We start from the raw sequence: 24,146 nt of genomic DNA, 5'->3' as shown, positions 1-24,146 counted from the left end.
ACAGAGGTGGAAGTACAGTAATGTATGGAGCTGACTGTTACTAATCGGTCGAGGGCTTATCCAGGCGGCAAGGGTTTGTTTTGGAAAAGATGTTGACAATGTGTAGTTTTGAAGGTATGGGAAGCCGGAAGGCGAAAACAATATCTTATATAATGATCCTCGATAGCTCAATGGTAGAGCACTCGGCTGTTAACCGAGTTGTTGTAGGTTCGAGCCCTACTCGGGGAGCTGATGAAATCCATAAACCAGTGTGTTTATGGATTTTTAGTATTGCTTTATCTTATTCGGAAGTATGTTATCCGGGATTATTTCGTCATTTCTTGTTTAGAATATGGCATTGCCTTCTCTGGTAAGAAAGCGAGCATCGCCGCTGAGGTTCAACAAATCACTGTACAATAAGAACAAAGGAAGGGGGAATTGTATGATACCGTTCTGGAATCGAAAAGAGCTTTTGGTCACCTATGACATGGAAAAGCAGGCGAAAGTGCGGGATCGGCTTAACGCGGAGGGAATTGATTATAAGGTGAAGGTGGTGACTCCCGATGCCAGTATGCGCGCAAGGTTCGCATCCTACACGATAAAACAGTACGAGTATAAGATTTATGTGAATAAGAAAGATTACGAGGCTGCCCGGTATCTGCTGAGTGATCTTCGTTAAAAAGAAAACACCGGGTTTTGTGACTGGGATATTTTCCGTCAATCACAATTCCCGGTGTTGTTTGTTTCTCAGACGGCGGGTCTGATTATTCGTTGGCCTGCTTTTTTACCTGGCCGATGGCCTTTGCGACCACGGGGATACAGAGAAGCACTGCAGTCACGATCATTTCCGGCAGAATGTAGGTCAGATTGTAGCCCAGGGTGTAGACCATGGGATTCATTCCTTCGGGCGCGTATTCGGCAAAGAATACGTAGCCGGAGATCACGTGGCAGATGTAACGGCCAATGACGCCGACGATATAGCCGATGACCAGGCCGTGCTTCCTCCGGCAGAAAAATCCGCTTAAGCCGAGGGCTCCGAAGGCCAGCGGGTAGTCAAGAAGAACCTGCAGAGGCGCGTAGATGTAGGGGCCGGTAATGAGCTGCAGAATGCCGTAGGCTGCACCGGTGATCAGACCTGTTTTGGCTCCGTAGAAATAGCCGATGATGGTGATGAACAGCATGCTGAACAGGGTAATGGAGCCGCCGTAGGGCAGGGATGCCAGCTTAATGTAAGAGGTTACCGTGGCCAGGGCCATAGCCATGGCGCAGAAGACCAGCTCTTTGGTGCGCATCCGGCGGGTGGCGCCTTTTCTGGCCAGGGCCGCAATGGCGAGAAGCAGGATGGCGAAAATGAAAGCCAGGGCCGCATAGCCCAGAGGCTTCAGGATATACTCGTAATTTTCGGCATCGTAGGTGAGAAACAGTGACATAAAAAGACCTCCTTTGTTTTTTCACAGGAGGGGCGTAAACTGTCATTATGAAGCTGCAGCTTCCCTGCGCCGGCATTATCCGGGTCAGGTAATGAGGGTCAGGCCGGACGGTTCTTTGAACCGGGCAGCCATTCTCAGCAGTACGCACCCCTAGCGTGTGTTCTTATGTGGTCTTGCGCGAACCTGGACGACTCCGTGTGAGTTGGACAGTCCTGTGTGAGTTGGACGTCTCTGTGTGAGCCGCGGTCCGGGACCTTAAATTGATTTGAGTATAGCGCATGGGCAGATAAAAGTCAAGGAACCGCAGGCTTTGGAGCCGGACAAAGCCGGCGTCCGCTTATTGGGGGAGATTGGAGAGAGAATCAAAGTGATACCCCATTTCCTCCCATTTGGTCAGCAGCTCATCCAGGATCTCACCATTTGTTTTGGAGGTGCTGTGGAGCAGGACAATGGCCCCCGGATGGATCCGCCCGAGTAGCTTTTCAAAGGCTTCCTCTCTGGTAGGCTGATCGTTTTCGTACCAGTCCACGTAGGCCAGACTCCAGAAGAAGGTGCGGTAGCCCATGTCTTTGGCCATCTGCAGATTGGTCTCGTTGTATTTGCCCTGGGGCGGCCGGTAAAACTTCGTCATGGGCTGACCGGTGGTCTTCTCGTAAAGGGCTTCCAGATCCTTGAGCTCCTTCTCAAAGGCTTCTTTGGTGGAGATCTGGGACATGTTGGGGTGGTGGCAGGTATGGTTTCCGACAGTGTGCCCCTCGGCGACCATCCGCTTGACAAGATCGGGGCTTGTTTCTATGTAATTGCCCACCAGAAAGAAGGTGGCAGGCGCCTGATGCTTTTTCAGAGCATCCAGAATGGCGTCAGTATTTCCGTTTTCATAGCCTGCGTCAAAGGTCAGGTAGATCACCTTATCGTCTGTCTCATTGACATAATAGGCATTGAAATCCTTCAGATATTCCGGGGTGGCGTTGCCGACGGGAGGCTTTCCCTCCTCCTGGAAGCTGAGCCCCCAGTTGGCCTCGGCAGCGGCCGGCGTGGCGGCTGTCGGATAGACCCTCTGGGCTATGGAATAACCGATGACGTAGGCGAGGACCAGGACAAGGACCCAGATGGTGGTTTTTTTTCGGATAAAGGGATGTTTCATGGGATTCACCAGAAAAAGATTTGTATATTCTATGTGAGGGAGAACAGAATGAGAACCAGCGGCAATTTTTCAAATTGGAGCAAAAAGTCCTTGCAAAATAACGTAACATATGATATTATTTTTTCGTTGAGTACATGAAAATGAGATAGTTTCCCCATGAGGGTGTGTTTTGCAGAAGCTTCATGGAGTTTTGAAACGGAATGAGGCTCCATGGTCAAGCGGTTAAGACACCGCCCTTTCACGGCGGTAACAGGGGTTCAAATCCCCTTGGAGTCATTTGATTAATTTGCCGATGTGGCTCAATTGGCAGAGCAGCTGATTTGTAATCAGCAGGTTATCGGTTCGAGTCCGATCATCGGCTTTGCTCATTATTATGGACCTTTAGCTCAGTTGGTTAGAGCAACCGGCTCATAACCGGTCGGTCCTGGGTTCGAGTCCCCGAAGGTCCACTCATTACCCACAGAAGCAGATCAAATTTCATAACCTGGCCCGGTGGCTCAGCTGGTTAGAGCGCCGCCCTGTCACGGCGGAGGTCGTGGGTTCGAACCCCATCCGGGTCGTTTTGCAGGCTATGTCTGCAGTATTTTAGTTATTATGCCGGCGTGGCGGAACTGGCAGACGCACAGGACTTAAAATCCTGCGGCCCTTAAAGCCGTACCGGTTCGATTCCGGTCGCCGGCACGAACTAAAATGTACATGGTATACGTACGAAAGTGGCGTTTTTGATATATGATATCAGAAACGTTATTTTTAATCCATCTCCCCAAAATGAGTAATACTTGTAAAAAAGTGACGAAAATAATTGCGTTTTTTATTTGCAGGTTCCCCGTAATAATGCCTGATGTGTTCAAAGGTTCCCGGATTTGATAAAACAGGAGAATATGGAAAAAAGACTTGCCAAAATGACTGGAATATGGTATTCTAACTAGGCAGGTCGGAAAACTGAGGTTTTGAAAAAGATCAGAAAAAGGCTTGCAATTACCAAAGAGTTGTAGTATAATCTTTCTTTGGATGATATGCGGCAGTAGCTCAGCTGGATAGAGCACTTGGCTACGGACCAAGGTGTCGGGAGTTCGAATCTTCTCTGCCGCGTGAAAAAGAGATACGCAGGTATCTCTTTTTTAATTTATAGGAAAGACCGTCTGCAGCGTTCTCTTGAATTGAAAATGGCCCGCACGGAGGCGGGCGTAAAGGCCGCCATACCGGGTCATTTTGAAATGTTTTTCTGGTATATGTCGGATCAGCCGCTGAATGAATTCTATGGCGGGAACCGTTTCTTCTATGTACTGATCATCTTCATGCCTGTTGTAATGGAAGGTAACCATTTCGCCATCGTAATTATCGATTCGGGAAGTGGCAATGACAGGACGGCCAAGATAGCGCCCAATATATTTCACAACGATCTTTGGATCACAGAGGTTTGGTTTTGCATAAACATAAAATCCTTGTTTGTGATCACGGTAGCATTTCGCTTTCACTTTTTTGGAAGAAGGACCGATTTTGGACTCCATTTCATTCAGCAGGGCAGTGAGGAAAGCATTGCGTAAAAACGTGTAATTAAAGTGTTTGACAGGATGCCAAAAACCATTATCGCTGTATCCGCCTTCTGATATGAGACAGTGGATATGCGGGTTCCATTTCAGGTCTCTGCCAAAAGTATGCAAAACCATAATGAAACCGGGAGTAAAGTTTTTGGATTTATTCAGGCTGTAGAACATACGGGAGATCACGCTGTTTACAGAGTGAAAGAGACAATCGAGCAGAGAACGGTCTTTGAGAAAGAACTCACGAAGGTTTTCATCAATCGCGAAAACGCAATGGCGGTGCGCGACATTCGCCAGTTTAAAAGACATACTGGTCGTGCGTTCCATGGAGTATTTGTTGCCGCAAGTAGGACAGAAGCGGCTGTGACAACGGAAAGGAACAAACTTAAGTAAGATATTCATGAACCTGTTATGCAAGAAAAAGCAACAAAAAGAAACCCCTATCCCCTCAAGATTGAGGGGCGGGGGAGTTGAATAGGCAAAGCCTATTTTTTATGTGAAAAATGCCGCAAAAAAATGACCGGAGCATTCCGGTCATTCCAATAGGATCGTGAAGGGGCCGTCGTTGAGAAGCTGAACATCCATGTGGGCGCCGAAGACGCCGTGCTCCACGACAGGGATGGTTTCCCGGCATTTCTCCATGAAATATTCGTAAAGCTCCTCGGCCAGTTGGGGCTTGGCGGCTGTGGTGAAGCTGGGGCGGTTGCCGTGGCGGCAGTCCGCATAGAGAGTGAACTGGGAGACCACAAGCAGGGAGCCTCCCACGTCCTGGAGGGACAGATTGATCTTTCCGTTCTCATCGGAAAAGATCCGGAGGTTCACCAGCTTTTTGACGATCCGGTCGGCCTCGGCCTTTGTGTCGCCCTCGCCGACTCCCAGGAGGACCAGGAAGCCCTTTTCGATCCGGCCGGTGATCTCTCCGTCTACGGTTACGGAAGCGTTTGCAACGCGCTGAATGACTGCTTTCATGATAAAAGTGATTCCTTTCTGTGTTTGTTCTTCTTATGCCCTTATCGCCGTCTTGGCCTGGAAAGTATGTAAATGATCACCAGCAGGATGACCCAGAACCAGAGCCCCTTCAGGGAGAAAAGCAGTGAGAAAGCCGTCTTGAAGACGAAGAACAGGACGCTGAAAATGATAAACAGGACCAGAAATACGATTCCCAGGACAGCCCATTTGCTGATGTGGAAACCGGTGCGGGGGAAGTTTTCCTCATCCCGGTCCGGGTACGTGTTATCATAGCCGGAATCGGTCTGACTGTACTGGCCGGAGCCGTAGGAGTCGTACCGGTTGGAGGTATACCGGCCGGAGCCGCCCTCATCGGCATCGATGATGCTGCGGGCAATGAGCCTGGGATCTCCCAGCTCATCCAGCACGTCTGCTTCGCTGCGTCCTTTTTTGATCTCATCGGAAATATAGGAACGGTAATATTCCATATTTTCGGTTACCGCCGAAGGCGGCACCTGGCCGTTCAGAGCCTTTCTCAGAGTATCTAAAAATTCTCTTTGCGTCATATAAAATCCTTTCTGATCGGATGGATCTGCAATACCAACATAAGAATCTCACATTTTCCCCGGGAAATCAAGCAATGACTATGAAAAAACAGAAAAATTTTCCTTAAAAGAAAGAGAAAACCAAAGGGGAGCAATGGTTTTCTCTTTGAGGGGAGTATAAATAATTAATAAGGGGTTGAGTCGGAAAAGAATCGAATCTTTTCCTGCTTTCGATTATAATAAGCGGATATTTAAAAGTCAAGAAATTTTTTGAGGAATGTGAATAAAAAAACGCCGATTAAAGATAATATATGTGCAAGATAAATTTAGCACAGGAGGGAATTTATTATGGCAAACACCAGAAATTGTTCCAACAACCAGGAAAACGGTACTCAGAACAGCCAGAGAAATGAAAGCCGGAATTCTCAGAGAAACGATTCTCAGAATAACTACCAGAACAACTCTCAGAATAATTCTCAGAACCGCTCCCAGAACGATTCTCAGAACACCAACACAAGAAACAGCCAGAGAAACAATTCTCAGAACAATTCCAGAAACAGCAACACTCAGAACAACCATAACTTCTAACTGGCTGGGGCGTCTTCGGACGCCTTTACATATCTGTGGCAGAACGGCCCGGGCCCGAATAAGATAACAGTAGGATGGGAGAAATTCTGATGTGTGGTGATGTGGGATGAAAGAGTTGGAAACCATCGCTTTTCGGGAAATTAACCGGTATCGAAATGACGATAACTGTATCATTATAGATCTCAGGGACAGACAACTGTATCGGAAGAGCCATGTGGAGGGTGCGTGGAACATTCCCTATGAACAGCTTGCCGGGGCCGTGCCGATGCTTCCCCGGGAGAAGCTGCTGATCCTGTATTGTGAACGCGGCGGAACGGCCATGCTGGCCGGAAGAGAGCTGGCAAAAAAAGGCTTTCGGGTGAAGGTAGCTGTGGGGGGATTTGAGCATTGACAGAGGACGGGGAAGGCTTTAAAATGGTACTATGATTTTGGCCGGAGGCCGGATAAGGAGTACCGGATGAGAACCTATGAGCTGATTGCGCCCTGTCATTTTGGGCTGGAGACGGTTTTAAAGAAAGAGATTATAGATTTAGGATATGAGATCAGTCAGGTGGAAGACGGCCGTGTCACCTTTACCGGTGATGCGGAGGCGATCTGCCGGGCCAACGTGGGGCTTCGGACAGCGGAGAGGGTCCTTCTGAAGATAGGAAGCTTTCAGGCTTTTACCTTTGAGGAGCTGTTTGACCGGACGAAGGAGCTTCCCTGGGAGGAGTATATTCCCGTCGACGGAAGGTTCTGGGTGACGAAGGCTACCTCCATCAAGAGCAAGCTGTTCAGTCCGTCGGACATTCAGTCTCTGGTGAAAAAAGCCATTGTGGAACGGATGAAGACCGTTTACCATGTGAGCTGGTTTGAGGAAGACGGTGCTTCATATCCCATCCGCGTCTTCCTGATGAAGGATACGGTGACGGTTGCCATTGACACCAGCGGGGATTCCCTCCACAAGAGGGGTTACCGGAAGCTGACCAGCAAGGCTCCCATTACGGAGACTCTGGCGGCGGCGCTGATCCTTCTGACTCCCTGGAAGAAGGACCGGATCCTGGTGGACCCGTTCTGCGGAAGCGGCACCTTCCCCATCGAGGCGGCCATGATGGCGGCCAATATCGCGCCGGGCATGAACCGTTCCTTTGCGGCAGAGGAATGGGAGAATCTGATTCCGAAGCGGGAGTGGTATGATGTGCTGGATGAGGCGAGGGAGGCGGTGGATCTCTCGGTGGAGACGGACATCCAGGGCTATGACATTGACGGGGAGATCGTCCGCGCGGCCAGAGAGAATGCAAAGCTGGCCGGCGTCGACAAGCTGATCCATTTCCAGCAGAGGGATGTGGTGGCTCTGAGCCACCCGAAGAAATACGGCTTTCTGATCACCAATCCTCCTTACGGCGAGCGGATCGAGGAGAAGGAAAACCTGCCGGCCCTTTACCGGACCCTGGGCGAGCGGTTCGCCGAGCTGGATTCCTGGTCGGAATATGTGATCACGGCCTACGAGGATGCGGAAAAGTATATCGGGCGGAAGGCCGACAGAAACAGGAAGATTTATAACGGAATGATGAAAACCTATTTTTATCAGTTCCTGGGGCCGAAGCCGCCGAAGCGGAACAGGCCGGATTAAAGCTCGGAGAATAGAATTGAGACGGAGATATCGATGGATATGCGGACTGATCGCTGCCTGTGTGCTGTCTGCCTCGTTGACCGGCTGCGGCCTTTCGGATTTTCTGGAAGGCGCCGTGGGTAAGACGGCTGCGGAGGCTGAGACAGGGCGCGCTGGGGCGGGCACAGGACAGATTACGGACGAAAGTGCAGGAAAGACTGCATCAGCAGGTGCGGCTGCGGGTGAGATCGGGGCCGCTGAGCCCTATACGATCCTTCCGGCCAGATTTGATTACCGGGAGCAGGGCCGCTGCCCGGAGGCGGGAAGCCAGGGCAGTCTGGGGACTTGCTGGGCCTTTGCGACGATGCTGGCTTTGGAATCTTCTCTTTTGCCGGAGGAGGAATGGGACCTCAGCGAGGACCACATTTCCCTCCACAACAGCTTTGGTATGCGCCAGGATATGGGCGGGGATTATACCATGGCCATGGCTTACCTGCTGGCCTGGCAGGGACCGGTGCGGGAATCGGATGACCCGTATGGAGACGGGCAGTCTCCGGATGGGCTTATGCCGGTCAAGCATGTGCAGGAGATCCAGATCCTGGGAGAAAAGGATTACCAGGACATTAAAACGGCTGTATATTTTCACGGCGGGGTGCAGACTTCCCTGTATGCGGCCATGAACGATAAAAGAAATCTTTCGGTCTTTTACCGGGAGGATACATATGCCTACTATTATAACGGAAGTGCTGCTCCCAACCATGACGTGGTGATCGTCGGCTGGGATGATGACTATCCCAGAGAGAATTTTACTTCCGATCCGGGCAGGGACGGGGCCTTTCTCTGCATGAACAGCTGGGGAAAGGAGTTTGGCGACAACGGTCTTTTTTATGTGTCCTATGCCGATACCAATCTGGGTCTCCGCAGCCTTGTCTATACGGAAGTGGAGGAACCGGACAATTTTGACGTTCTGTATCAGTCGGACCTGTGCGGCTGGCTGGGCCAGCTGGGCTACGGAGACGGCGAGGCTTATTTTGCCAATGTCTATGAGGCTAAGGCAGGGGAGCAGGTGGAGGCGGTCGGATTTTACGGAACAGGTCCCAACACGGAATATGAGGTGTTTCTCATTGAGGATGCCGGAAAAAACGGAGAGCTGAAGCTTGGGAAACGGGCCGCAGCGGGGCGGTTTGACCGGGCAGGCTTTTACACGGTCCGGCTGGATGAGCCGGTGGACCTTCGGCCCGGAGAACGGTTTGCGGCAGCCGTCCACATCAGGACTCCCGGTGCCGTCCATCCCGTGGCGATCGAGTTCGGAAGCGGAGAAGGGGAGATCACGGCGGGTGTGGATCTGAGCGACGGCGAGGGCTACATCAGCAGCGACGGCAGGCTCTGGTCCAGAACGGAGACGGAACAGGCCAGCAATGTCTGTCTGAAGGTTTATACCAGGCGGAGATAACAGGCCTCTGCGTCGGGTAAAATAAAATTTTTCGGAACGAAAGTACATTGATCACAGGAGAGAATATGGAAGCTACGAGGATTATTTTTGCAACCTCCAACGAGGGAAAAATGAAAGAGGTCCGCATGATTCTGGCAGACCTGGGGTTAGAGATTCTGTCTCTTAAGGAGGCGGGGATCCACGCAGATATCGTGGAGGACGGGAAAACGTTTGAGGAGAATGCCTGCATCAAGGCGTCGGCCATTCAGAAGCTGGCCGGCGGAATCGTTCTGGCGGATGATTCCGGCCTGGAGGTGGATTATCTGGGCGGCGCGCCGGGAATCTATTCGGCCCGCTACATGGGAGAGGACACTTCCTATGATATTAAGAATCAGGCTATCATTGACAAGCTGGAGAAGGCTGTGGATGATGAGCGGAGCGCCAGATTCGTCTGTGCCATCGCGGCGGCGCTGCCGGATGGGGAGGTGCTGACAACGCGGGGCACCATCGAAGGCCGGATCGGCTATGAGATCATAGGCGACGGCGGTTTCGGCTATGATCCGATCTTTTATCTGCCGGAGCGGGGGCTGACGACGGCGCAGCTTTCCGCTGAGGAGAAGAATGAGATCAGCCACAGAGGCAGAGCACTTCGGGCAATGAAGACCATGCTGAAGGAAAAACTGGGGGACATAAGATGAGAATCTTGGTGGTGAGTGATACCCATAGACAGAACGGAAATCTGTGTAAGGTTCTGGCTAAAATCGGAGATATTGACCTTTTGATCCATCTGGGCGACGCGGAGGGCAGCGAGGATTATATTCGTGAGATTGCAGGCTGCCCGACGGAGATCATTGCCGGCAACAATGATTTCTTCTCGAGGCTTCCCAAGGAGCGGGAGATTTCCCTGGGGGACTACCGGGTCCTTTTGACCCACGGACATTATTATAATGTGTCCTTTACCCTGGAACGGCTGCGCGCGGAGGCGAAAGAGCGGGGAATGCAGATCGCCATGTTTGGACATACCCACCGTCCGCTTATCGACCAGAGCGGCCCGGTGACACTGATCAACCCGGGAAGCCTTTCTTATCCCCGGCAGGACGGAAGAAAGCCGTCCTACATCCTGATGGAGCTGGACCGGGAGGGGCTTGCCCATTATACCGTCAATTATCTTTGAGCGGATCTGTGTCTGGTGAAATTTTGATTTGGTGAAATTTTTTAAAGTTTCGTGAAATAATAGTTGACAAGAACCGGTGCGTAGGATATAATATTCCTTGCGTCAAGGAAATGGGTGCGATGCGCGGGTGTAGTTCAATGGTAGAACACTAGCCTTCCAAGCTAGATACGTGGGTTCGATTCCCATCACCCGCTTTTCCTGTGTCTGTAGCTCAGCTGGATAGAGCAACGGCCTTCTAAGCCGTGGGTCGGGGGTTCGAATCCCTCCAGGCACGTTTTCTGTTCTTAACAGAAGTTTCTATGGTGGATATAGCGTAGTTGGTTAACGCGTCAGATTGTGGCTCTGAAGACCCAGGGTTCGAGTCCCTGTATCCACCCTCTTGTATGGCCAAGTGCCGTGAACATCATTAACAGGAAGATGATGGGCTATCGCCAAGCGGTAAGGCACAGGACTTTGACTCCTGCACTCGCTGGTTCGAATCCAGCTAGCCCAGTGCAGATACAGTCTGTCAGAGCAATACATGAAAAACTGCATAAGGGCCACTAGCTCAGTCGGTAGAGCACTTGACTTTTAATCAAGTTGTCTGGGGTTCGAATCCCCAGTGGCTCAGGAAAAAAGAGAAGTCCGAAGAAACCCCGTAAATACAGGGAATACGGACTTTTTTTAATGCTCACGGAAGGCCGGAAAGGGAGTCGAGATAAGAAATACTTGATTTTACAGCCAAAGCTTCCATAGCACAATGAATATATCCCTCAGTGGTAACAATACTTTCATGCCCCATTAAAAGTTTAAGAGTATAAGCATCAACCTGAAGCCCAGACTCAGACTTTTGAATCACATAATTAGTAGCAAAGTTATGACGAAGCTTGTGAGAAGATAATTCAAAGGGAAGAGATGAAGCCAAACGAGAAACAAATATCCGTATAGCATTGCCAGTGATTTGACTACCATCATCAGAACAAAAAACATAATCATTATTTGAATATGGACAAAGCACAAAATATTCCCTGAGATATCGAGCAGAAATATTCCCAAGCAGACAATAGCGCTCTTTATCACCTTTTCCATGAACACGAAGCTGAGACGCAGAAAATGAAATATCAGAATAATGTAATGAAACAATCTCACATTGACGCAATCCGGAATCAAGCATAAGAGCGATAATTGCACGATTCCGAGCCGTTATCCATGAAACAGATGAAGTAATACTCTTAAAAATCAAAACTACATCAGAAGCGGAATAAAGCCGCACTTTCTTTTTCGGAGATTTCGGAATCTCGATAGTTTCAGGGGAAAAGGAAAGACCATAATGAGAATTAACAAACATAAGAAATAAGCGAAGATAACGAATATACGTAGCAATCGTAGCTTTTGCCAAAGATTTCGAATAAAGAGACATAATATAATCGTCTACCATCCGTTGTGATAATTTCTGGATATCTAAATCCGCACCGACAGCACGAATAAACCCTCGAAGGCAATAATCAACATCATCGAGAGAAGTTATTTTCAATCCCTTTTTTCGCTTACTAAAAACATAACAATCATATGCTTCAAAAACAGTCATACACAAAAACCTCGAAAAAACTGAAATAATTAAACCGGAATTTCTGTAAAACGTTGCCCTAGTCAAGTAGGGGCAACGGCACCAGACAGTGGCCCAGCCGAAAAAACTTTAAAATACGTCACTGTAGTTTCAATTACATCCACAAAAACTTGATGAACAGAATCCGCAATACCATGAAGCCAGTCAATGACATTCCTTAAGTCATACACATCATCAATGAAGAAAGTCTCCCGACAATCCTCAAGCCTATTAAGAGAACGTGAAGCAAAATAGCGGTGACAACCAGCAGGAACCTCACCAAGCGCCTTACCTATATACTTAGAAATATATTGTGCTACAGCCCGACTATTCTCAATATACGAAACAGTAGTAAGCCCCAGCTTATATTCATCAAATGAAAGATTATAAATCTGCTTACCCTTCTTATAGATAAGCTTACCAGTTTTAGCATTAACAGCAGGAACAAGACGTAATTCACATCCACGAATAAGAGCATGTACATGATAACGGCCGGACTTATGCTTTTCGAAAACAAGAAGATATTCCATACCAGGATACCTATGTCTCATACAATCAAGCCACTTTATAACAGCATCCATACAGACAAAATAATCATAACTGTTCAACACATCAGGATTAAAAGTAAGTGTTACGAAATAGCCATTCGACCAATCGTTACACTTACCAATATATTCAACAGACTTCCTAGCACGCTTAATAGAATTAATCTCAGAATGACACTTACGGAGCGCCAAATTCTCAGGAGAAACACAATCAGAAAAGAAGGTAGAATCATCACATATCTCATAATCAGCATCTCCAAAGGGTGTAGAACATTCATCATCAGAAAGCTTACGAACACCACTAGATCTAGGATTTTCAGAAGATAAACGAGTATCTATAGGCCTGCTATAGGTAACAATTTCCTGTGAACCATCTGCAAGTGATATAAGTGCTACATTATAAGGCATGACGAAACCTCCATATTGTAATTATTTATCATCAGGTGAAAATGTCGAATGAGACTTATAATCTAAAAATGTCACTACAACATCATGTAATTCCTTCAATATGGCGATATCAACGTTATCAACCAATGAAGCAAAATCAGGACTATTCAAACAATGTTCAATACTCAAAGCAAATAGTTCCAATTCACCCATGTTAAATTCAATAATAAACTCATCATCATTAAAATTTTCCTTACTTAAATAACGACTACAGCGAACCATAATACATCCTCCATCGTGGAGTCCTGCCGCGTGTGAACGTGCGCTGGCAGGCCACCACTCTAATCATCAAGACCAATAGGATAATTTACACAATCCATACCAAAGCAACAATTAACAAACCGATTACAAATTTCCTGAGCAATAAAATCCTCGAGACAATCAAGATACTCAATTAAAAATGGTGTATGAATATCAGATGGAAAATCATCCCAAGCCTTATAACAACATTGCAAATGGTAATACTCAAACGCTAACTGTTCATCAGTCAATTCCTTAAAATAAGAAACTAAAATACATGAACCATAATCAGGCGGATAGTTCAAATAATCACCTCCAATCAATTCTCTTGCAAAATAAATAGGAAACTGATAAAATATATCAAAACCATAATCAAACTCATTAACAATAACGTGTAATAATACTATGTACGTGATACTTAAAGGTATAATACCATGTTAATAGTACCATGTCAAGAAAGAAGGAATAAAATGTTATCATATGCAAAATTATGGATACTAATGAGTAAAAAAGGGAAAAAAAGGATTGATTTAGTTGACGATGGTATCATAGCAAGAGGGACACTTACAAAGTTAGGCAAAAATGAAAATGTAACAACTGATGTAATAAATAAAATATGTGATTATTTAGATTGCCAACCTGGCGATATCATGGAACGCATTTCAAAAGAACAAATCGAAGAAACAGAAAGAGTAATGAATGAAAAACTCAATGAAATGTTCGAAATGATATCAGTAATTTCAGGAAAAAGTAAAAATGAAATATTAAAAGAAGCATCAATGCAGACATCAGAAATAATAGATAAAATGATAAATGAATACACAGAAATAAAAAAAGACCCTACCGAATAAGGCAGGGTTAATTTTTTCGCTTGTTTCCTTCGCATTCGCCCTACCTACCACGGAAAACCATCCGTGGCAGGGACCTCGGGCGAACCGGCCGAGACGTGGCGCCGCCTTGCGGCTGGGCCTTGCTCCGGAAACCGCTACAGCCATTCATTCATGGCTTCCAGTGCCCTCTGGCGCCCAAACCGCGCCGGGCGAGGGCGAAGCCATTCATTCAGACTTCGCTTTACGCTTCAAAATACAACAAGAAAAACCCGACTTTTAATCAAGTTGTCTGGGGTTCGAATCCCCAGTGGCTCAGGAAAAGAGAGAAGTCCGAAGAAACCCCGTAAAATACAGGGAATACGGACTTTTTTTAATGCTCACGGAAGGCCGGAAAGAGAGTCATCACGTCTCTTCTGAAAAATGCATCGTGATCTCCACGATTTCGCTGTCGCTGCCGACCCGCATGTTGGGGCCCCAGATGCCGACGCCGGAGGTCACGATGGAATACAGCCCGTCCATTTCCTCCAGACCATAGGGGTTCTTCCACATAAGGCCGATGGTCAGGTTGCCGGGAAACATCTGCCCGTTGTGAGTATGACCGGCCAGCTGGACGTCGGCGCCGGCAGCGGCCAGCTCGCTTTGCTGTCTGGGCTGATGCTCCAGGATCAGGATGGGCTTGCTTTTGTCCAGGGACGCCGTGAGCTCGTCGGGGGATTTCCTGGTGAGCTCGATCTTTTTGACCCGGTCGGGGTCCCTGCGGCCAACAAGATAGAAGGAATCGGAGATACAGATCGCTTCATCGTTTAGGAGGGTGATGTCCGCATTGGTTAAAAGCTCTGCCATGCGCGCGTCATCCTCCAGTGTTTTTTCTGAGCCGAAGGTAAAACCGGCCAGAATCTTCTCGCCGATATCGTGATTTCCCCAGCAGGCATAAGTGCCGTAGGTACTTTTCAGGCTTTTTAAGGCGGCGGTGATGGCCTCCGGATCATCCAGGGCATCATAATCGTTGTCGAAGATATCGCCCGCGATACAGATCAGATCCGGTTCGAGGGCATTGATTCTTTCCACGGTCTTCTCGATGTAGCGGTGGCCGATGCTGTAGCCCATATGGAGGTCTGCGATGAGCACCACCTTCAGATCGCCGGCGGCGCAGGGCTTGTCGATGGAAATCTCATATTCCTTCAGCTTCAGAGTCCTTGCGTGGATGATGCCGTAGGTGCTGAGGGCAGTGATGAGGGTAATGACGACAGCTCCGCACAGAAGAAAAGTCTTTTTGGAGCGGAGTTTGATCTTATTGACCCGGTCGCAGTGAAGAAGAATAAAACGGAGGATGTCTCCGATGAGGATGGTCAGTACGATATACAGGAAAGTGCCCAGCCAGTAATTACTCAGATGCTTGAAAAACCATTTGAGGGAGGGCTCCCTGATAAAAAAGGCGATAACAAGGGAAAGGGATACAAAGAGGAACAGGAACGAGTAGAGGAAACGAAAGGCTTTTTTCCGGAAAAAGGAACCGCAGGCGGCAAACCACCACAGATTCCATCGAAGAATGTAGAGCACGACGAGAATATACACAGGAGACAGGAGAACAGCAATCATTGGTATGGAATCCTTTCTGTTGTCTGCAGCTTATTGCTTTCGCGGCCATTATATCATGGGGCGGGAAGATATGTATATCATTTTTTGCTTAATTGTTTTATAATATTTACGAAAGACAGGAGGGAAAATCATGAAGGTCTTATTTGTGGAGGACGATCACAGCATTGCCATGGGACTTGAATACTCTCTGCTCCAGGAGGGCTATGAGGTGCGGACCTGCCATCTGGCAGCGGAGGCCGTGAAGGCTCTGGAGGAGGAGAGCTTCGATCTGTGTCTTCTTGATGTAACCCTGCCCGACGGAAACGGCTATGAGATCTGCCGCAGGGCGAAGCGCCGGGAGGAGACGGCGGTGATCTTTCTGACTGCCTGTGACGATGAGGGCAATGTGGTCATGGGCCTGGATATGGGAGCTGATGATTATATCACGAAGCCTTTCCGGATCCGCGAGCTTTTGTCCCGGATGAAATCGGTGCTTCGCCGGTATCAGAAGACGGACGGCGCAAGTCAGTGCTTTCGGTTCGGCGATATTTCCATTCATCCCCTTCAGGCGAAGGTATACAAAAAGAACGAGGAGATCAGTCTGACGGCTATGGAGTACCGGCTGCTGCTGGCCCTTGCCATGGCGGAGGGAAAGGTTTTAAGCAGAAATCAGCTGTTGGAGAGTCTGTGGGATATTGGAGGCGATTATGTCAACGATAATACTCTGACTGTGTATATCAAGCGGCTTCGGGAAAAGCTGGGCGGAGACGGCGGCGAGACGGAGCTGATAAAGACCGTGCGGGGGCTGGGGTACCGGCTGGGGGAATGATATGTTTCGAAATAAGGAATTGAAATATGGCTGTATGCTGTACCTGGCTGCGGGAATCCTCTGCGGCAGTGCAGTGCTTTCGGAATCCGGCAGGGCATTTTTCTGGTTTCTCGGATTTTTCGCGGCGGGGCTTGTCATTTTTCTGGGAGCTGGGCATTCTCGTTACCGGAAGATCACCTCGCTTGCCCTGTATCTGAAAAAGGTGCTGAACGGAATGAAAAAGCTGGATATCCCGGCCAATGTGGAGGGAGATCTCAGCCTGTTAAAAAATGATATTTACAAGCTGGTGACGAAGATGGAGAGTCAGGCGGAGCTTCTGGAGAAAGATAAGGAATATCTGGCCGATTCCCTGTCGGATATTTCCCATCAGCTGAAAACGCCTATGACCTCGCTGATGGTAATGACGGATATTCTGCGGGATGAGAAGCTTCCGGCAGAAAAACGGGAAGAATTTACAAAGGCGATCCATTCCCAGCTGGAGCGGATGGAATGGCTGCTTTCCTCCCTTTTGACCATGTCCAAGCTGGATGCAGGTTCCCTCCAGTTTAAAAAGGAACCGATCTCCATCCGATCTCTGGTGGATCAGGCCCTGGAACATCTTCTGATCCCCATGGAGCTTCGGGGACAGAGCCTGACGGTGGAGGTGCCGGAGTTTCAGAGTCTGGTCTGCGATCCCCACTGGACAGCGGAAGCTATTTCCAACATTGTAAAAAACTGTATGGAGCATACGCCGGAGGGCGGCAGCGTGTCCATTCGGGGCGAAGTGAGGGGGATCTATACCCAGCTTTTGATCGAAGACACTGGCGAGGGGATCGATCCGGAGGATCTGCCCCATATTTTCGAACGGTTTTACAAGGGAAAAAATGCGGGGAAGGACAGCGTCGGTATTGGCCTTGCCATGGCAAAGCACATTCTGAATATGCAGAACGGACAGGTGGAAGCGGAAAGCATGCCTGGAAAGGGCAGCAGGTTTATTCTCCGCCTGTATCACACAGTATTATAAAAATGGAATAGCCTCCCAGAAACGGGCAATACTATGACAAATCCATAAATTGTGAAAAGAAAGGATGATTTTCATGAAGACAGGTTTTGTTGTGGCATTGTCCATGGCCCTTCTGGTGGCCGGCAGAGAGTTTAACGATCCGGACCAGGTGGGAAATTACGTGGCAGGCTTTCATATGGAATGGTTGAGGGAACAGGAGCCTTCGCGGGCAGACGGCGTATCCATGGTGGGCGAGCCGGACTGGGATGCGGCGGAAGCTTCGGAGGAGGAAGCAGCGGAGGCTTCTTCCGGGGAATGGGTCAGCCTGGGAGATGACTGGGTCATCACCTATTACTGTCCGCTGGAGTGCTGCAACGATCAGTGGGCATGGCAGACCAGTACCATGGAGCCCATGCAGCTTCACCATACCATTGCGGTGGATCCCTCTGTGATCCCCTATTACAGTCATGTGCGCATCGGTGGACTGGATTATGAGTATGTGGCCGAGGACTGCGGCGGCGGGATCAAGGGAAAACGGATCGATGTGCTGGTAGAAAACTGCGCCATGGCCAATGAGCTGGGGGTGGACCGGAATATCGAGGTCTGGGTCAAAAAGTGACCGGATTACGGACGCCGGGCCGGAATAAACATTGACAAATAGTTTGATTGTCGATAAAATTAGACAACGGGTATATGATGTACAACATCGGGCTGCCTCCCGCACCCGATTACATAGGAAAGGAGAAAAAATGGCAGATTACGTACTGGTAACGGATGGCACGGCCGATTTGCCCGGCAGATATTTTGAGGAACTGGGGATCGAGGTCGTACCCATGGAGTTTCTGATGGGAGAGACTTCCTATCAGCATTATTCGGATGCCAGAGAAATGAGCTTTGATGAGTTTTACACACGGCTGAAGGCCGGTGAGAAGGTCAGCACGACTCAGATCAATTATTATACCTATGAGAAGGTATTCACGCCCATTCTGGAAAAGGGGCTGGATATTCTGTATCTGTGTTTTTCCTCCGGACTGAGCGGCACTTATCAGGCCTCTCTTCTGGCAGCTGAGACTCTGATGGAAAAGTATCCCGGCAGGAAGATCGTCAGCATCGACACCCTCTGCGCATCCATAGGCGAGGGACTTTTGGTATACCGCGCTGGGCAGATGAAAAAGGCGGGAATGTCCATGAAGGAGCTTGAGGCCTGGGTCTATGAGAACCGGCTGAAGGTACGCCACTGGTTCGTGGTGGATGATCTGGAGCATCTGCGACAGGGCGGGAGGATCTCCGCAGCGGCAGCGATTCTGGGAACGGCGCTGGGCGTGAAGCCTCTTCTTTCGGTGGATACAGAGGGCAAGCTGGTCAATACGGCGAAGCTTCGCGGAAATAAGAAAATACTTGAGACCTTCTGTCAGAAGATCGAGACAGACGGGTATAAGAGCAGCGAGCAGACGGTCATCGTCGGTCATGCGGCGAACCCGGAGATGGCTGCGAAGCTTAAGGAGACCCTTCTGGAGCGGGGGCTCATTGGGGATGCGATCGTTGCCGACATCGGGCCGATCATTGGTTCCCATGTGGGTGCCGGAATGTGCGCATTAGTTTATACCAGCGATAAGGATTTGGTGAAAGAATGAGCAAAGAATATGAGATCGTATGGGAGATCTTCAATCAGTGCGCCAACAATCAGATGAGGGATGTGTTCATCGATGAGGCGGAGGTCTCCGATCCGGAGGAATATGTGAAAAATAAGTTCAAAGGCGAGTCCGTGACCTATGAAAAAGAGCTTCTGGAGGACGGAACCATCGTCTTCCATATCAATGCAGCCGGCATTCGGGAGCGGTGCAGTTTTACAGAAATTTAGAAAATTGCCATGGAAAGATATGGAAAAAATCTTGACAACCGGTCTGCATGGTGATATAACACTCTCGACATCAAGTGACAGCTGGATTGAGAAAGGGTGTTAAAAATGAATAAGAGGCAAATCAGATTATCGAAGTTAGAAGACGCAAAAGAGCTGGTGTCAGCAGCGAGCAAATGCAGCTTTGACATCGATGTGTATTACAACCGTGTGGTAGTGGATGCGAAGTCCATTCTGGGTGTTATGAGCCTGGATTTCACAAAGCCGCTGACGGTGGAGTACGGAGGCAGGGATTCCGGGTTTGAGCACATGCTGGACCGTTTTGCCATCTGCTGATTTAATTGCTTCGGGTTAAAAAAATACGGGCTGCTGCCGGAAGGCGGCAGCCTGTAGTGTTTCTATAGAGGGAAGGGAGGGGGACCATGGCAAAGCTGGAGGAAAACAGGATCCGGATCTCTGTGCGCAATCTGGTGGAATTTCTGCTTCGAAGCGGGGATATCGACAATCGTCGCAGGGGAAAGAAGGAGACGGAGGCCATGGCCGCCGGAGCCAGGCTCCATCGGAAGCTTCAGGGACGAATGGGAGCGGACTACCGGGCGGAGGTCCCTTTGAAGCTGGAATATGAGACGGAGGATATCGTCATTTCTCTGGAGGGAAGAGCCGATGGGATCTTTAAAGAGGATGAGATATCTGTGGTAGATGAAATAAAAGGGGTTTACTGGGATATCGAGGCGCTCAAGGAGCCTCTGGAGGTCCACCGGGCGCAGGCCATGTGCTATGCCTGTATGGTTCTGGAGAACGGGATGGCAGGGCCGGATTTTGTGGGGCTCCAGCTTACCTATGCGGATCTGGAAAGCGAGCAGATCCGCCGGTTTAAGGAGGTGCTGCCGGCAGAGGAGGTGCGCGCCTACGTGTATCACCTTCTGGAGGAATATGCAGCCTGGGGCCGCTTCCTCTATCATCACAGGCAGAGGAGGAATGCCTCGGTGAAGGAGCTGGCCTTTCCGTTTTCCTATCGTCCCGGGCAGAGGGAGCTGGCTGTTTCGGCCTACCGCGCCATGCAGCAGAAAAGGACTCTGTTCATTCAGGCGCCCACCGGGATCGGAAAGACCATGTCGGTCCTCTTTCCGGCGATCAAGGCGTTGGGGGAAGGGCTGGATGATAAGATCTTTTATCTGACGGCGAAGACCATTACCAGGACGGTGGCGGAGGAGGCCATGGAGATCCTGCGGAGGAAGGGGCTTTTTGCGTCCTCCATTACCCTGACGGCGAAGGAAAAGCTCTGTCCCATGGCGGAGGAGGGCAAAAGGCCGGAATGTAATCCGGAGGCGTGTCCTTATGCGAAGGGACATTTTGACCGGGTCAATGAGGCCGTGTTTGATTACATTCATCAGAAGGAGACTGCTGGGCGGGAAGAGATCCTTCGCTGGGCGGAGCAGTACCGGGTCTGTCCTCATGAGCTTTCCCTTGACTTAAGCGACTGGATGGATGTGGTGATCTGCGATTATAATTATGTCTTTGATCCCAATGTGCAGCTTCGCCGCTATTTTGGCGAGGGGCCGGGCGGAGAATATCTGTTTCTGGTGGATGAGGCCCACAATCTGGTGGAGCGGGCCCGGGAGATGTACAGCGCGGCGCTTTTTAAGGAGAATTTCCTCAAGGTGCGGGCCCTGGTAAAGCCGTACAGCCCAAAGCTGGAACGGAAGCTTTCCCGATGCAACCGGCTGCTTCTGGAGATGAAGCGGGACAGTGACGGGCCCGTGGTCCGGGAGTCCATCGGGAATTTTGTGCTGGCCCTGACCGGGGTTTTCAGTGAGATGGAGAAATTCAAAGAGGATTACCGGGTGATGGACGACAACGAGGACTTTGGAGCCCTCTATCTTGACATCCGCCATTTTCTCAATATGTATGACCGGTTGGACAGTTCCTACTGCGTTTATACGGAGCCGATCGGCAGGGAATCCTTTATGTTGAAGCTGCTCTGCGCCAATCCGGCGGAAAATCTTTCCTCCTGTCTGAGGAAGGGAAACAGCACCGTGTTCTTTTCTGCGACGCTGCTTCCGGTTTTGTATTACAAGGAGCTTCTTTGCGGCAGCACCGAGGAGTATGCCGTGTATGCACCGTCGCCCTTTGACCAGTCGAAACGGCTTCTGGCCGTGGGAAGGGATGTGAGCAGCCGCTATAAAAGAAGGAACAGCCGGGAGTATGGCCGCATCCTCGATTATATCCTGGCGGCAGCGGCAGGAAAGAAGGGAAATTATCTTGTCTATTTTCCTTCCTATTCCTATATGGATGAGGTGTACCAGGCGGCAGTAAAACGGGAGCTTTCCGACGGACCGGAGTTCCTGCTCCAGTCAGCCCGTATGACGGAGGCGGACAGGGAGGAGTTTCTGTCGGAGTTCGGGAGAGAACGGGACCGTTCCCTGGTTGCCTTCTGTGTCATGGGAGGTGTGTTTTCCGAGGGAATCGATCTGCAGGGAGAAAAGCTTATCGGTGTTCTGGTGGTGGGGACCGGCTTGCCCCAGATCTGTACCGAGCGGGAGATCCTGAGGGGCTGGTATGAGGAGCAGGGAAAGGACGGGTTTGCCTATGCTTACCGCTATCCGGGCATGAATCGGGTGCTGCAGGCAGCGGGTCGCGTCATCCGCACGGATACCGACGAAGGTGTGATCCTTCTTCTCGATGACCGGTTTCTTTATAGTGAATATCAACGATTGTTTCCCCGGGAATGGGCAGACTATCATGTAACAAATTACGAAAACCTCCCGGGAATCCTTGACGATTTCTGGATAAATAGGAGAAAATAGGAAAATGTGTTTACAAACCGGTTCCTGTGTGCTATGATGAGGCCGAAATAAAGAAACGGCGGTTTTTCGCCAGTCTGATTCAGTAATTCAGAAAGGAGAAATCAGTATGAAGGTAAAGAATGTCAAGGATATCGATAAGCTTTTCAAGGTGATCGATGAGTGCAAGGGCAAGGTTGAGTTAGTGACTGATGAGGGAGACAGACTGAACCTGAAATCCAAGCTGACCCAGTATGTTGCACTGGCCGGCGTGTTCGCTGATAAGACCATTGGCGAGATGGAGCTGATCGCTCACGAGCCTGAGGATGTACAGAGACTTGTAATGTTTATGTACGACGGAGAGGTTTAAACAGCCTTTCCGCTGTCCCCGACGATCGGGCGCAGACGGCCATGGCCGGACAAATGTTTTTTACACAACGACAAAATATGCTTGCTTTTTACTTCACGATGTGCTATGTTATATATCGTCGACTGAAACCGACACTCTGGAGAGTCTTTCCGCAGGCCGCAAGGCCGGCAGAGAAAGCGCCGAAGGTGTAAAACAGGACCGGCCTGTCATATCCGGGACTGTATATCTCTCAGGCAAAAGGACAGGGCAGATTTCGTGAATGTGGGAAAAAGCAATGTTCTACTCTTTGGAGGGCTGATTTTGTATCAGCTCTTTCTTTTTGTGTCTAAATGTGTTGACAGAAAAATGTGAGGAGAAAAAAGACATGTTACCGATTGTTGACAAAGCGAATGATTTTTTGTGGAACGTACTGTTGATCGTGATCCTGTGCGGCACGGGGATCTTCTACACCGTCCGACTGAAGTTCATTCAGGTCCGGAAGTTTGGGGAAGGCTGCCGTCTGGTATTCGGTCATATCAGCCTCAAGGGAAAGAAGGGAAAAAAGGGAGAGATGACACCCTTCCAGTCCCTGGCGACGGCCATCGCGGCCCAGGTGGGAACCGGAAATCTGGCCGGTGCAGCGACGGCCCTTCTCGGCGGCGGTCCGGGCGCCATTTTCTGGATGTGGGTCTCTGCCTTCTTCGGAATGGCTACCATCTACGCGGAGGCTTCCCTTGCCCAGCAGTATAAGACGACGGTGGACGGCGAGGTGACCGGTGGTCCCATTTACTACATAAAGGCGGCTTTTAAGGGGAAATTCGGAAAATTCCTGGCGGCCCTCTTTGCCGTATTTATTATTCTGGCGCTGGGCTTTATGGGAAATATGGTTCAGTCTAATTCCATCGGCGCGGCCTTCTCTGAGGTGTTCCAGTCCAGAAACATCAATATTCCGCCGGTTGCCATCGGCATTATCCTGGCTGTGTTTGCCGCCTTTATTTTCATCGGCGGCACCTCCAGACTGGCTGCCGTGGTGGAGAAGATCGTACCCTTCATGGCCGGGATCTATATTGTGGGAAGTCTGATCCTGATTCTTTCCAATATTACGCAGCTCCCCGCCGCATTGAAAATGATCTTTGTGGGTGCCTTTAATCCCAAAGCGGTTCTGGGTGCCGGAGCCGGAATTGCCGTCAGAGAAGCAATCCGCTACGGCGTTGCAAGAGGCCTTTTCTCCAACGAGGCCGGTATGGGCTCCACCCCTCATGCCCACGCGAGAGCCACCGCAAAGAATCCCCATGAGCAGGGGCTGGCGGCCATGATCAGCGTATTCATTGATACCTTTATCATTCTGAACCTGACCGTGTTCTCCATCCTGACCTCCGGTGTACTGGACAGCGGGAAACAGGGAACTGCACTGACCCAGGCGGCCTTCTCTACCTTATTCGGCGGCTTCGGAGACATTTTCGTGGCGGTCTGCCTGCTGTTCTTTGCCTTTTCCACCATTCTCGGCTGGCATTTCTTCGGCGAGATCAATGCCAGATATCTCTTTGGCAAAAAGGCGGCAAAGGTATACTCTCTGCTGGTGATCGCGTTTATCATTGTGGGCTCTGCCCTGAAGGTGGATCTTGTATGGTCCCTGGCTGATTTCTTCAATGGCCTGATGGTGATTCCCAACGCTCTGGCACTTCTTGCCTTGAGCGGGGTGGTCGTGGGGATCTGCCGGAAGTTTTCCGGAAAATAGAAAGAGA

26 protein-coding genes, 12 tRNA genes, 1 pseudogene and 2 riboswitches are annotated in these 24,146 nt (G+C 49.7%); of the genes and pseudogenes, 29 read left to right on the top strand and 10 right to left on the bottom strand.

Annotated features, from left to right (window positions below):
- Window positions 1-156 precede the first annotated feature (156 nt).
- Both QJ036_RS12035 and QJ036_RS12030 read left to right on the top strand, forming a co-directional pair.
- Window positions 157-228 (top strand) — tRNA-Asn (locus QJ036_RS12035).
- A 193-nt stretch (window positions 229-421) separates the two neighbouring features.
- Window positions 422-658, top strand: coding sequence for a hypothetical protein (locus tag QJ036_RS12030; RefSeq protein WP_283231613.1), 237 nt, complete (start codon window positions 422-424; stop codon window positions 656-658).
- Between the two features lie 85 nt (window positions 659-743).
- On the opposite strand, the gene thiT is transcribed toward QJ036_RS12030, so the two are convergent.
- Window positions 744-1,409 (bottom strand): energy-coupled thiamine transporter ThiT, encoded by a 666-nt coding sequence (gene thiT, locus QJ036_RS12025; protein WP_283231612.1) that lies wholly within the window; start codon window positions 1,407-1,409, stop codon window positions 744-746.
- 44 nt (window positions 1,410-1,453) lie between these two features.
- Window positions 1,454-1,571, bottom strand: a riboswitch (TPP riboswitch).
- 175 nt (window positions 1,572-1,746) lie between these two features.
- Window positions 1,747-2,553: a polysaccharide deacetylase family protein gene (locus QJ036_RS12020; RefSeq protein ID WP_283231611.1), complete on the bottom strand. Its 807-nt coding sequence runs from the start codon at window positions 2,551-2,553 to the stop codon at window positions 1,747-1,749.
- Window positions 2,554-2,757: 204 nt separating this feature from the next.
- Between QJ036_RS12020 and QJ036_RS12015 the strand changes: the two genes are divergently transcribed.
- The 6 genes from QJ036_RS12015 (at window position 2,758) to QJ036_RS11990 (ending at window position 3,645) form a co-directional block, all read left to right on the top strand.
- A tRNA-Glu gene (locus QJ036_RS12015) sits at window positions 2,758-2,829 on the top strand.
- A gap of 12 nt (window positions 2,830-2,841) precedes the next feature.
- Window positions 2,842-2,914 (top strand) — tRNA-Thr (locus QJ036_RS12010).
- A 14-nt stretch (window positions 2,915-2,928) separates the two neighbouring features.
- A tRNA-Ile gene (locus tag QJ036_RS12005) sits at window positions 2,929-3,002 on the top strand.
- Window positions 3,003-3,039: 37 nt separating this feature from the next.
- Window positions 3,040-3,113, top strand: a tRNA-Asp gene (locus QJ036_RS12000).
- Between the two features lie 36 nt (window positions 3,114-3,149).
- A tRNA-Leu gene (locus QJ036_RS11995) sits at window positions 3,150-3,234 on the top strand.
- A 337-nt stretch (window positions 3,235-3,571) separates the two neighbouring features.
- A tRNA-Arg gene (locus QJ036_RS11990) sits at window positions 3,572-3,645 on the top strand.
- An 83-nt stretch (window positions 3,646-3,728) separates the two neighbouring features.
- On the opposite strand, the pseudogene QJ036_RS11985 reads toward QJ036_RS11990, so the two are convergent.
- The 3 genes and pseudogenes from QJ036_RS11985 to QJ036_RS11975 all read right to left on the bottom strand — a co-directional run.
- A pseudogene (locus QJ036_RS11985) lies at window positions 3,729-4,487 on the bottom strand (IS91 family transposase); the annotation flags it as partial.
- A gap of 144 nt (window positions 4,488-4,631) precedes the next feature.
- Window positions 4,632-5,066 (bottom strand): D-aminoacyl-tRNA deacylase, encoded by a 435-nt coding sequence (gene dtd, locus QJ036_RS11980; protein ID WP_283231609.1) that lies wholly within the window; start codon window positions 5,064-5,066, stop codon window positions 4,632-4,634.
- A 41-nt stretch (window positions 5,067-5,107) separates the two neighbouring features.
- Complete coding sequence (locus QJ036_RS11975; protein ID WP_283231608.1) at window positions 5,108-5,611, bottom strand: DUF1700 domain-containing protein; 504 nt, start codon at window positions 5,609-5,611, stop codon at window positions 5,108-5,110.
- A 327-nt stretch (window positions 5,612-5,938) separates the two neighbouring features.
- Between QJ036_RS11975 and QJ036_RS11970 the strand changes: the two genes are divergently transcribed.
- The 11 genes from QJ036_RS11970 (at window position 5,939) to QJ036_RS11920 (ending at window position 10,984) form a co-directional block, all read left to right on the top strand.
- Window positions 5,939-6,178, top strand: coding sequence for a hypothetical protein (locus QJ036_RS11970; RefSeq protein WP_283231607.1), 240 nt, complete (start codon window positions 5,939-5,941; stop codon window positions 6,176-6,178).
- 106 nt (window positions 6,179-6,284) lie between these two features.
- Window positions 6,285-6,569, top strand: a complete 285-nt coding sequence (locus QJ036_RS11965) for a rhodanese-like domain-containing protein (protein ID WP_283231606.1) — start codon at window positions 6,285-6,287, stop codon at window positions 6,567-6,569.
- 66 nt (window positions 6,570-6,635) lie between these two features.
- Window positions 6,636-7,790: a THUMP domain-containing class I SAM-dependent RNA methyltransferase gene (locus tag QJ036_RS11960; protein WP_283231605.1), complete on the top strand. Its 1,155-nt coding sequence runs from the start codon at window positions 6,636-6,638 to the stop codon at window positions 7,788-7,790.
- A gap of 16 nt (window positions 7,791-7,806) precedes the next feature.
- Window positions 7,807-9,222 (top strand): lectin like domain-containing protein, encoded by a 1,416-nt coding sequence (locus tag QJ036_RS11955; RefSeq protein WP_283231604.1) that lies wholly within the window; start codon window positions 7,807-7,809, stop codon window positions 9,220-9,222.
- A 65-nt stretch (window positions 9,223-9,287) separates the two neighbouring features.
- The gene (locus tag QJ036_RS11950) at window positions 9,288-9,899 is read left to right on the top strand and encodes an XTP/dITP diphosphatase (RefSeq protein ID WP_283231603.1); all 612 of its coding nucleotides are present in this window, start codon (window positions 9,288-9,290) and stop codon (window positions 9,897-9,899) included.
- Window positions 9,896-10,375 (top strand): metallophosphoesterase family protein, encoded by a 480-nt coding sequence (locus tag QJ036_RS11945; RefSeq protein WP_283231602.1) that lies wholly within the window; start codon window positions 9,896-9,898, stop codon window positions 10,373-10,375. Before QJ036_RS11950 ends, QJ036_RS11945 begins: the two co-directional genes overlap by 4 nt.
- Before the next feature lie 123 nt (window positions 10,376-10,498).
- Window positions 10,499-10,569: transfer RNA gene (locus QJ036_RS11940), tRNA-Gly, on the top strand.
- A gap of 6 nt (window positions 10,570-10,575) precedes the next feature.
- A tRNA-Arg gene (locus tag QJ036_RS11935) sits at window positions 10,576-10,649 on the top strand.
- 28 nt (window positions 10,650-10,677) lie between these two features.
- Window positions 10,678-10,751 (top strand) — tRNA-His (locus tag QJ036_RS11930).
- A 45-nt stretch (window positions 10,752-10,796) separates the two neighbouring features.
- Window positions 10,797-10,868 (top strand) — tRNA-Gln (locus QJ036_RS11925).
- A 43-nt stretch (window positions 10,869-10,911) separates the two neighbouring features.
- A tRNA-Lys gene (locus QJ036_RS11920) sits at window positions 10,912-10,984 on the top strand.
- A 61-nt stretch (window positions 10,985-11,045) separates the two neighbouring features.
- On the opposite strand, the gene QJ036_RS11915 is transcribed toward QJ036_RS11920, so the two are convergent.
- From QJ036_RS11915 to QJ036_RS11900, 4 genes are all read right to left on the bottom strand, one after another.
- Window positions 11,046-11,942, bottom strand: coding sequence for a tyrosine-type recombinase/integrase (locus QJ036_RS11915; protein ID WP_283231601.1), 897 nt, complete (start codon window positions 11,940-11,942; stop codon window positions 11,046-11,048).
- A gap of 62 nt (window positions 11,943-12,004) precedes the next feature.
- Window positions 12,005-12,913, bottom strand: a complete 909-nt coding sequence (locus QJ036_RS11910) for a rolling circle replication-associated protein (RefSeq protein ID WP_283231600.1) — start codon at window positions 12,911-12,913, stop codon at window positions 12,005-12,007.
- A gap of 21 nt (window positions 12,914-12,934) precedes the next feature.
- Window positions 12,935-13,174, bottom strand: coding sequence for a hypothetical protein (locus QJ036_RS11905; protein WP_283231599.1), 240 nt, complete (start codon window positions 13,172-13,174; stop codon window positions 12,935-12,937).
- 59 nt (window positions 13,175-13,233) lie between these two features.
- Window positions 13,234-13,497 carry a hypothetical protein gene (locus QJ036_RS11900; protein ID WP_283231598.1) on the bottom strand — a complete coding sequence of 88 codons (264 nt, stop codon included), beginning with the start codon at window positions 13,495-13,497 and terminating at the stop codon, window positions 13,234-13,236.
- A gap of 165 nt (window positions 13,498-13,662) precedes the next feature.
- On the opposite strand from QJ036_RS11900, the gene QJ036_RS11895 reads away from it, so the two are divergent.
- Complete coding sequence (locus QJ036_RS11895; RefSeq protein ID WP_283231597.1) at window positions 13,663-14,043, top strand: helix-turn-helix domain-containing protein; 381 nt, start codon at window positions 13,663-13,665, stop codon at window positions 14,041-14,043.
- Between the two features lie 381 nt (window positions 14,044-14,424).
- On the opposite strand, the gene QJ036_RS11890 is transcribed toward QJ036_RS11895, so the two are convergent.
- The gene (locus QJ036_RS11890) at window positions 14,425-15,621 is read right to left on the bottom strand and encodes a metallophosphoesterase (RefSeq protein ID WP_283231596.1); all 1,197 of its coding nucleotides are present in this window, start codon (window positions 15,619-15,621) and stop codon (window positions 14,425-14,427) included.
- A 130-nt stretch (window positions 15,622-15,751) separates the two neighbouring features.
- On the opposite strand from QJ036_RS11890, the gene QJ036_RS11885 reads away from it, so the two are divergent.
- The 9 genes from QJ036_RS11885 (at window position 15,752) to QJ036_RS11845 (ending at window position 24,139) form a co-directional block, all read left to right on the top strand.
- The gene (locus tag QJ036_RS11885) at window positions 15,752-16,429 is read left to right on the top strand and encodes a response regulator transcription factor (protein WP_283231595.1); all 678 of its coding nucleotides are present in this window, start codon (window positions 15,752-15,754) and stop codon (window positions 16,427-16,429) included.
- A 1-nt stretch (window position 16,430) separates the two neighbouring features.
- Window positions 16,431-17,432: a sensor histidine kinase gene (locus QJ036_RS11880; RefSeq protein ID WP_283231594.1), complete on the top strand. Its 1,002-nt coding sequence runs from the start codon at window positions 16,431-16,433 to the stop codon at window positions 17,430-17,432.
- A 73-nt stretch (window positions 17,433-17,505) separates the two neighbouring features.
- Window positions 17,506-18,030, top strand: coding sequence for a 3D domain-containing protein (locus tag QJ036_RS11875; protein WP_283231593.1), 525 nt, complete (start codon window positions 17,506-17,508; stop codon window positions 18,028-18,030).
- Window positions 18,031-18,160: 130 nt separating this feature from the next.
- On the top strand, window positions 18,161-19,045 hold the full coding sequence (locus QJ036_RS11870; protein WP_283231592.1) for a DegV family protein: 885 nt from the start codon (window positions 18,161-18,163) through the stop codon (window positions 19,043-19,045).
- Window positions 19,042-19,272, top strand: coding sequence for a hypothetical protein (locus QJ036_RS11865; protein ID WP_283231591.1), 231 nt, complete (start codon window positions 19,042-19,044; stop codon window positions 19,270-19,272). The genes QJ036_RS11870 and QJ036_RS11865 overlap by 4 nt, the downstream gene beginning before the upstream one ends.
- A 105-nt stretch (window positions 19,273-19,377) precedes the next feature.
- Window positions 19,378-19,605 (top strand): HPr family phosphocarrier protein, encoded by a 228-nt coding sequence (locus QJ036_RS11860; RefSeq protein WP_283231590.1) that lies wholly within the window; start codon window positions 19,378-19,380, stop codon window positions 19,603-19,605.
- A gap of 86 nt (window positions 19,606-19,691) precedes the next feature.
- Window positions 19,692-22,076: an ATP-dependent DNA helicase gene (locus QJ036_RS11855; RefSeq protein WP_283231589.1), complete on the top strand. Its 2,385-nt coding sequence runs from the start codon at window positions 19,692-19,694 to the stop codon at window positions 22,074-22,076.
- 106 nt (window positions 22,077-22,182) lie between these two features.
- Window positions 22,183-22,422 (top strand): polya polymerase, encoded by a 240-nt coding sequence (locus QJ036_RS11850; protein ID WP_283231588.1) that lies wholly within the window; start codon window positions 22,183-22,185, stop codon window positions 22,420-22,422.
- 126 nt (window positions 22,423-22,548) lie between these two features.
- Window positions 22,549-22,677: riboswitch (glycine riboswitch) on the top strand.
- Window positions 22,678-22,786: 109 nt separating this feature from the next.
- Complete coding sequence (locus tag QJ036_RS11845) at window positions 22,787-24,139, top strand: alanine/glycine:cation symporter family protein (RefSeq protein ID WP_283231587.1); 1,353 nt, start codon at window positions 22,787-22,789, stop codon at window positions 24,137-24,139.
- Window positions 24,140-24,146: the final 7 nt, after the last annotated feature.

Source organism: Fusibacillus kribbianus (genome assembly GCF_030053595.1).
Taxonomy (GTDB): domain Bacteria; phylum Bacillota; class Clostridia; order Lachnospirales; family Lachnospiraceae; genus Lientehia; species Lientehia kribbiana.
The sequence above is the reverse complement of the archived record's forward strand: the minus strand, read 5'-3'. Positions and strand labels throughout refer to the sequence as shown.

Excerpts from the sequence above, each read along its gene's own strand:
- QJ036_RS12030 (WP_283231613.1), top strand. The coding sequence starts at position 422 with ATGATACCGTTCTGGAATCGAAAAGAGCTTTTGGTCACCTATGACATG.
- thiT (WP_283231612.1), bottom strand. The coding sequence starts at position 1,409 with ATGTCACTGTTTCTCACCTACGATGCCGAAAATTACGAGTATATCCTG.
- QJ036_RS12020 (WP_283231611.1), bottom strand. The coding sequence starts at position 2,553 with ATGAAACATCCCTTTATCCGAAAAAAAACCACCATCTGGGTCCTTGTC.
- dtd (WP_283231609.1), bottom strand. The coding sequence starts at position 5,066 with ATGAAAGCAGTCATTCAGCGCGTTGCAAACGCTTCCGTAACCGTAGAC.
- QJ036_RS11975 (WP_283231608.1), bottom strand. The coding sequence starts at position 5,611 with ATGACGCAAAGAGAATTTTTAGATACTCTGAGAAAGGCTCTGAACGGC.
- QJ036_RS11970 (WP_283231607.1), top strand. The coding sequence starts at position 5,939 with ATGGCAAACACCAGAAATTGTTCCAACAACCAGGAAAACGGTACTCAG.
- QJ036_RS11965 (WP_283231606.1), top strand. The coding sequence starts at position 6,285 with ATGAAAGAGTTGGAAACCATCGCTTTTCGGGAAATTAACCGGTATCGA.
- QJ036_RS11960 (WP_283231605.1), top strand. The coding sequence starts at position 6,636 with ATGAGAACCTATGAGCTGATTGCGCCCTGTCATTTTGGGCTGGAGACG.
- QJ036_RS11950 (WP_283231603.1), top strand. The coding sequence starts at position 9,288 with ATGGAAGCTACGAGGATTATTTTTGCAACCTCCAACGAGGGAAAAATG.
- QJ036_RS11945 (WP_283231602.1), top strand. The coding sequence starts at position 9,896 with ATGAGAATCTTGGTGGTGAGTGATACCCATAGACAGAACGGAAATCTG.
- QJ036_RS11915 (WP_283231601.1), bottom strand. The coding sequence starts at position 11,942 with ATGACTGTTTTTGAAGCATATGATTGTTATGTTTTTAGTAAGCGAAAA.
- QJ036_RS11910 (WP_283231600.1), bottom strand. The coding sequence starts at position 12,913 with ATGCCTTATAATGTAGCACTTATATCACTTGCAGATGGTTCACAGGAA.
- QJ036_RS11905 (WP_283231599.1), bottom strand. The coding sequence starts at position 13,174 with ATGGTTCGCTGTAGTCGTTATTTAAGTAAGGAAAATTTTAATGATGAT.
- QJ036_RS11895 (WP_283231597.1), top strand. The coding sequence starts at position 13,663 with ATGTTATCATATGCAAAATTATGGATACTAATGAGTAAAAAAGGGAAA.
- QJ036_RS11890 (WP_283231596.1), bottom strand. The coding sequence starts at position 15,621 with ATGATTGCTGTTCTCCTGTCTCCTGTGTATATTCTCGTCGTGCTCTAC.
- QJ036_RS11885 (WP_283231595.1), top strand. The coding sequence starts at position 15,752 with ATGAAGGTCTTATTTGTGGAGGACGATCACAGCATTGCCATGGGACTT.
- QJ036_RS11880 (WP_283231594.1), top strand. The coding sequence starts at position 16,431 with ATGTTTCGAAATAAGGAATTGAAATATGGCTGTATGCTGTACCTGGCT.
- QJ036_RS11875 (WP_283231593.1), top strand. The coding sequence starts at position 17,506 with ATGAAGACAGGTTTTGTTGTGGCATTGTCCATGGCCCTTCTGGTGGCC.
- QJ036_RS11870 (WP_283231592.1), top strand. The coding sequence starts at position 18,161 with ATGGCAGATTACGTACTGGTAACGGATGGCACGGCCGATTTGCCCGGC.
- QJ036_RS11865 (WP_283231591.1), top strand. The coding sequence starts at position 19,042 with ATGAGCAAAGAATATGAGATCGTATGGGAGATCTTCAATCAGTGCGCC.
- QJ036_RS11860 (WP_283231590.1), top strand. The coding sequence starts at position 19,378 with ATGAATAAGAGGCAAATCAGATTATCGAAGTTAGAAGACGCAAAAGAG.
- QJ036_RS11855 (WP_283231589.1), top strand. The coding sequence starts at position 19,692 with ATGGCAAAGCTGGAGGAAAACAGGATCCGGATCTCTGTGCGCAATCTG.
- QJ036_RS11850 (WP_283231588.1), top strand. The coding sequence starts at position 22,183 with ATGAAGGTAAAGAATGTCAAGGATATCGATAAGCTTTTCAAGGTGATC.
- QJ036_RS11845 (WP_283231587.1), top strand. The coding sequence starts at position 22,787 with ATGTTACCGATTGTTGACAAAGCGAATGATTTTTTGTGGAACGTACTG.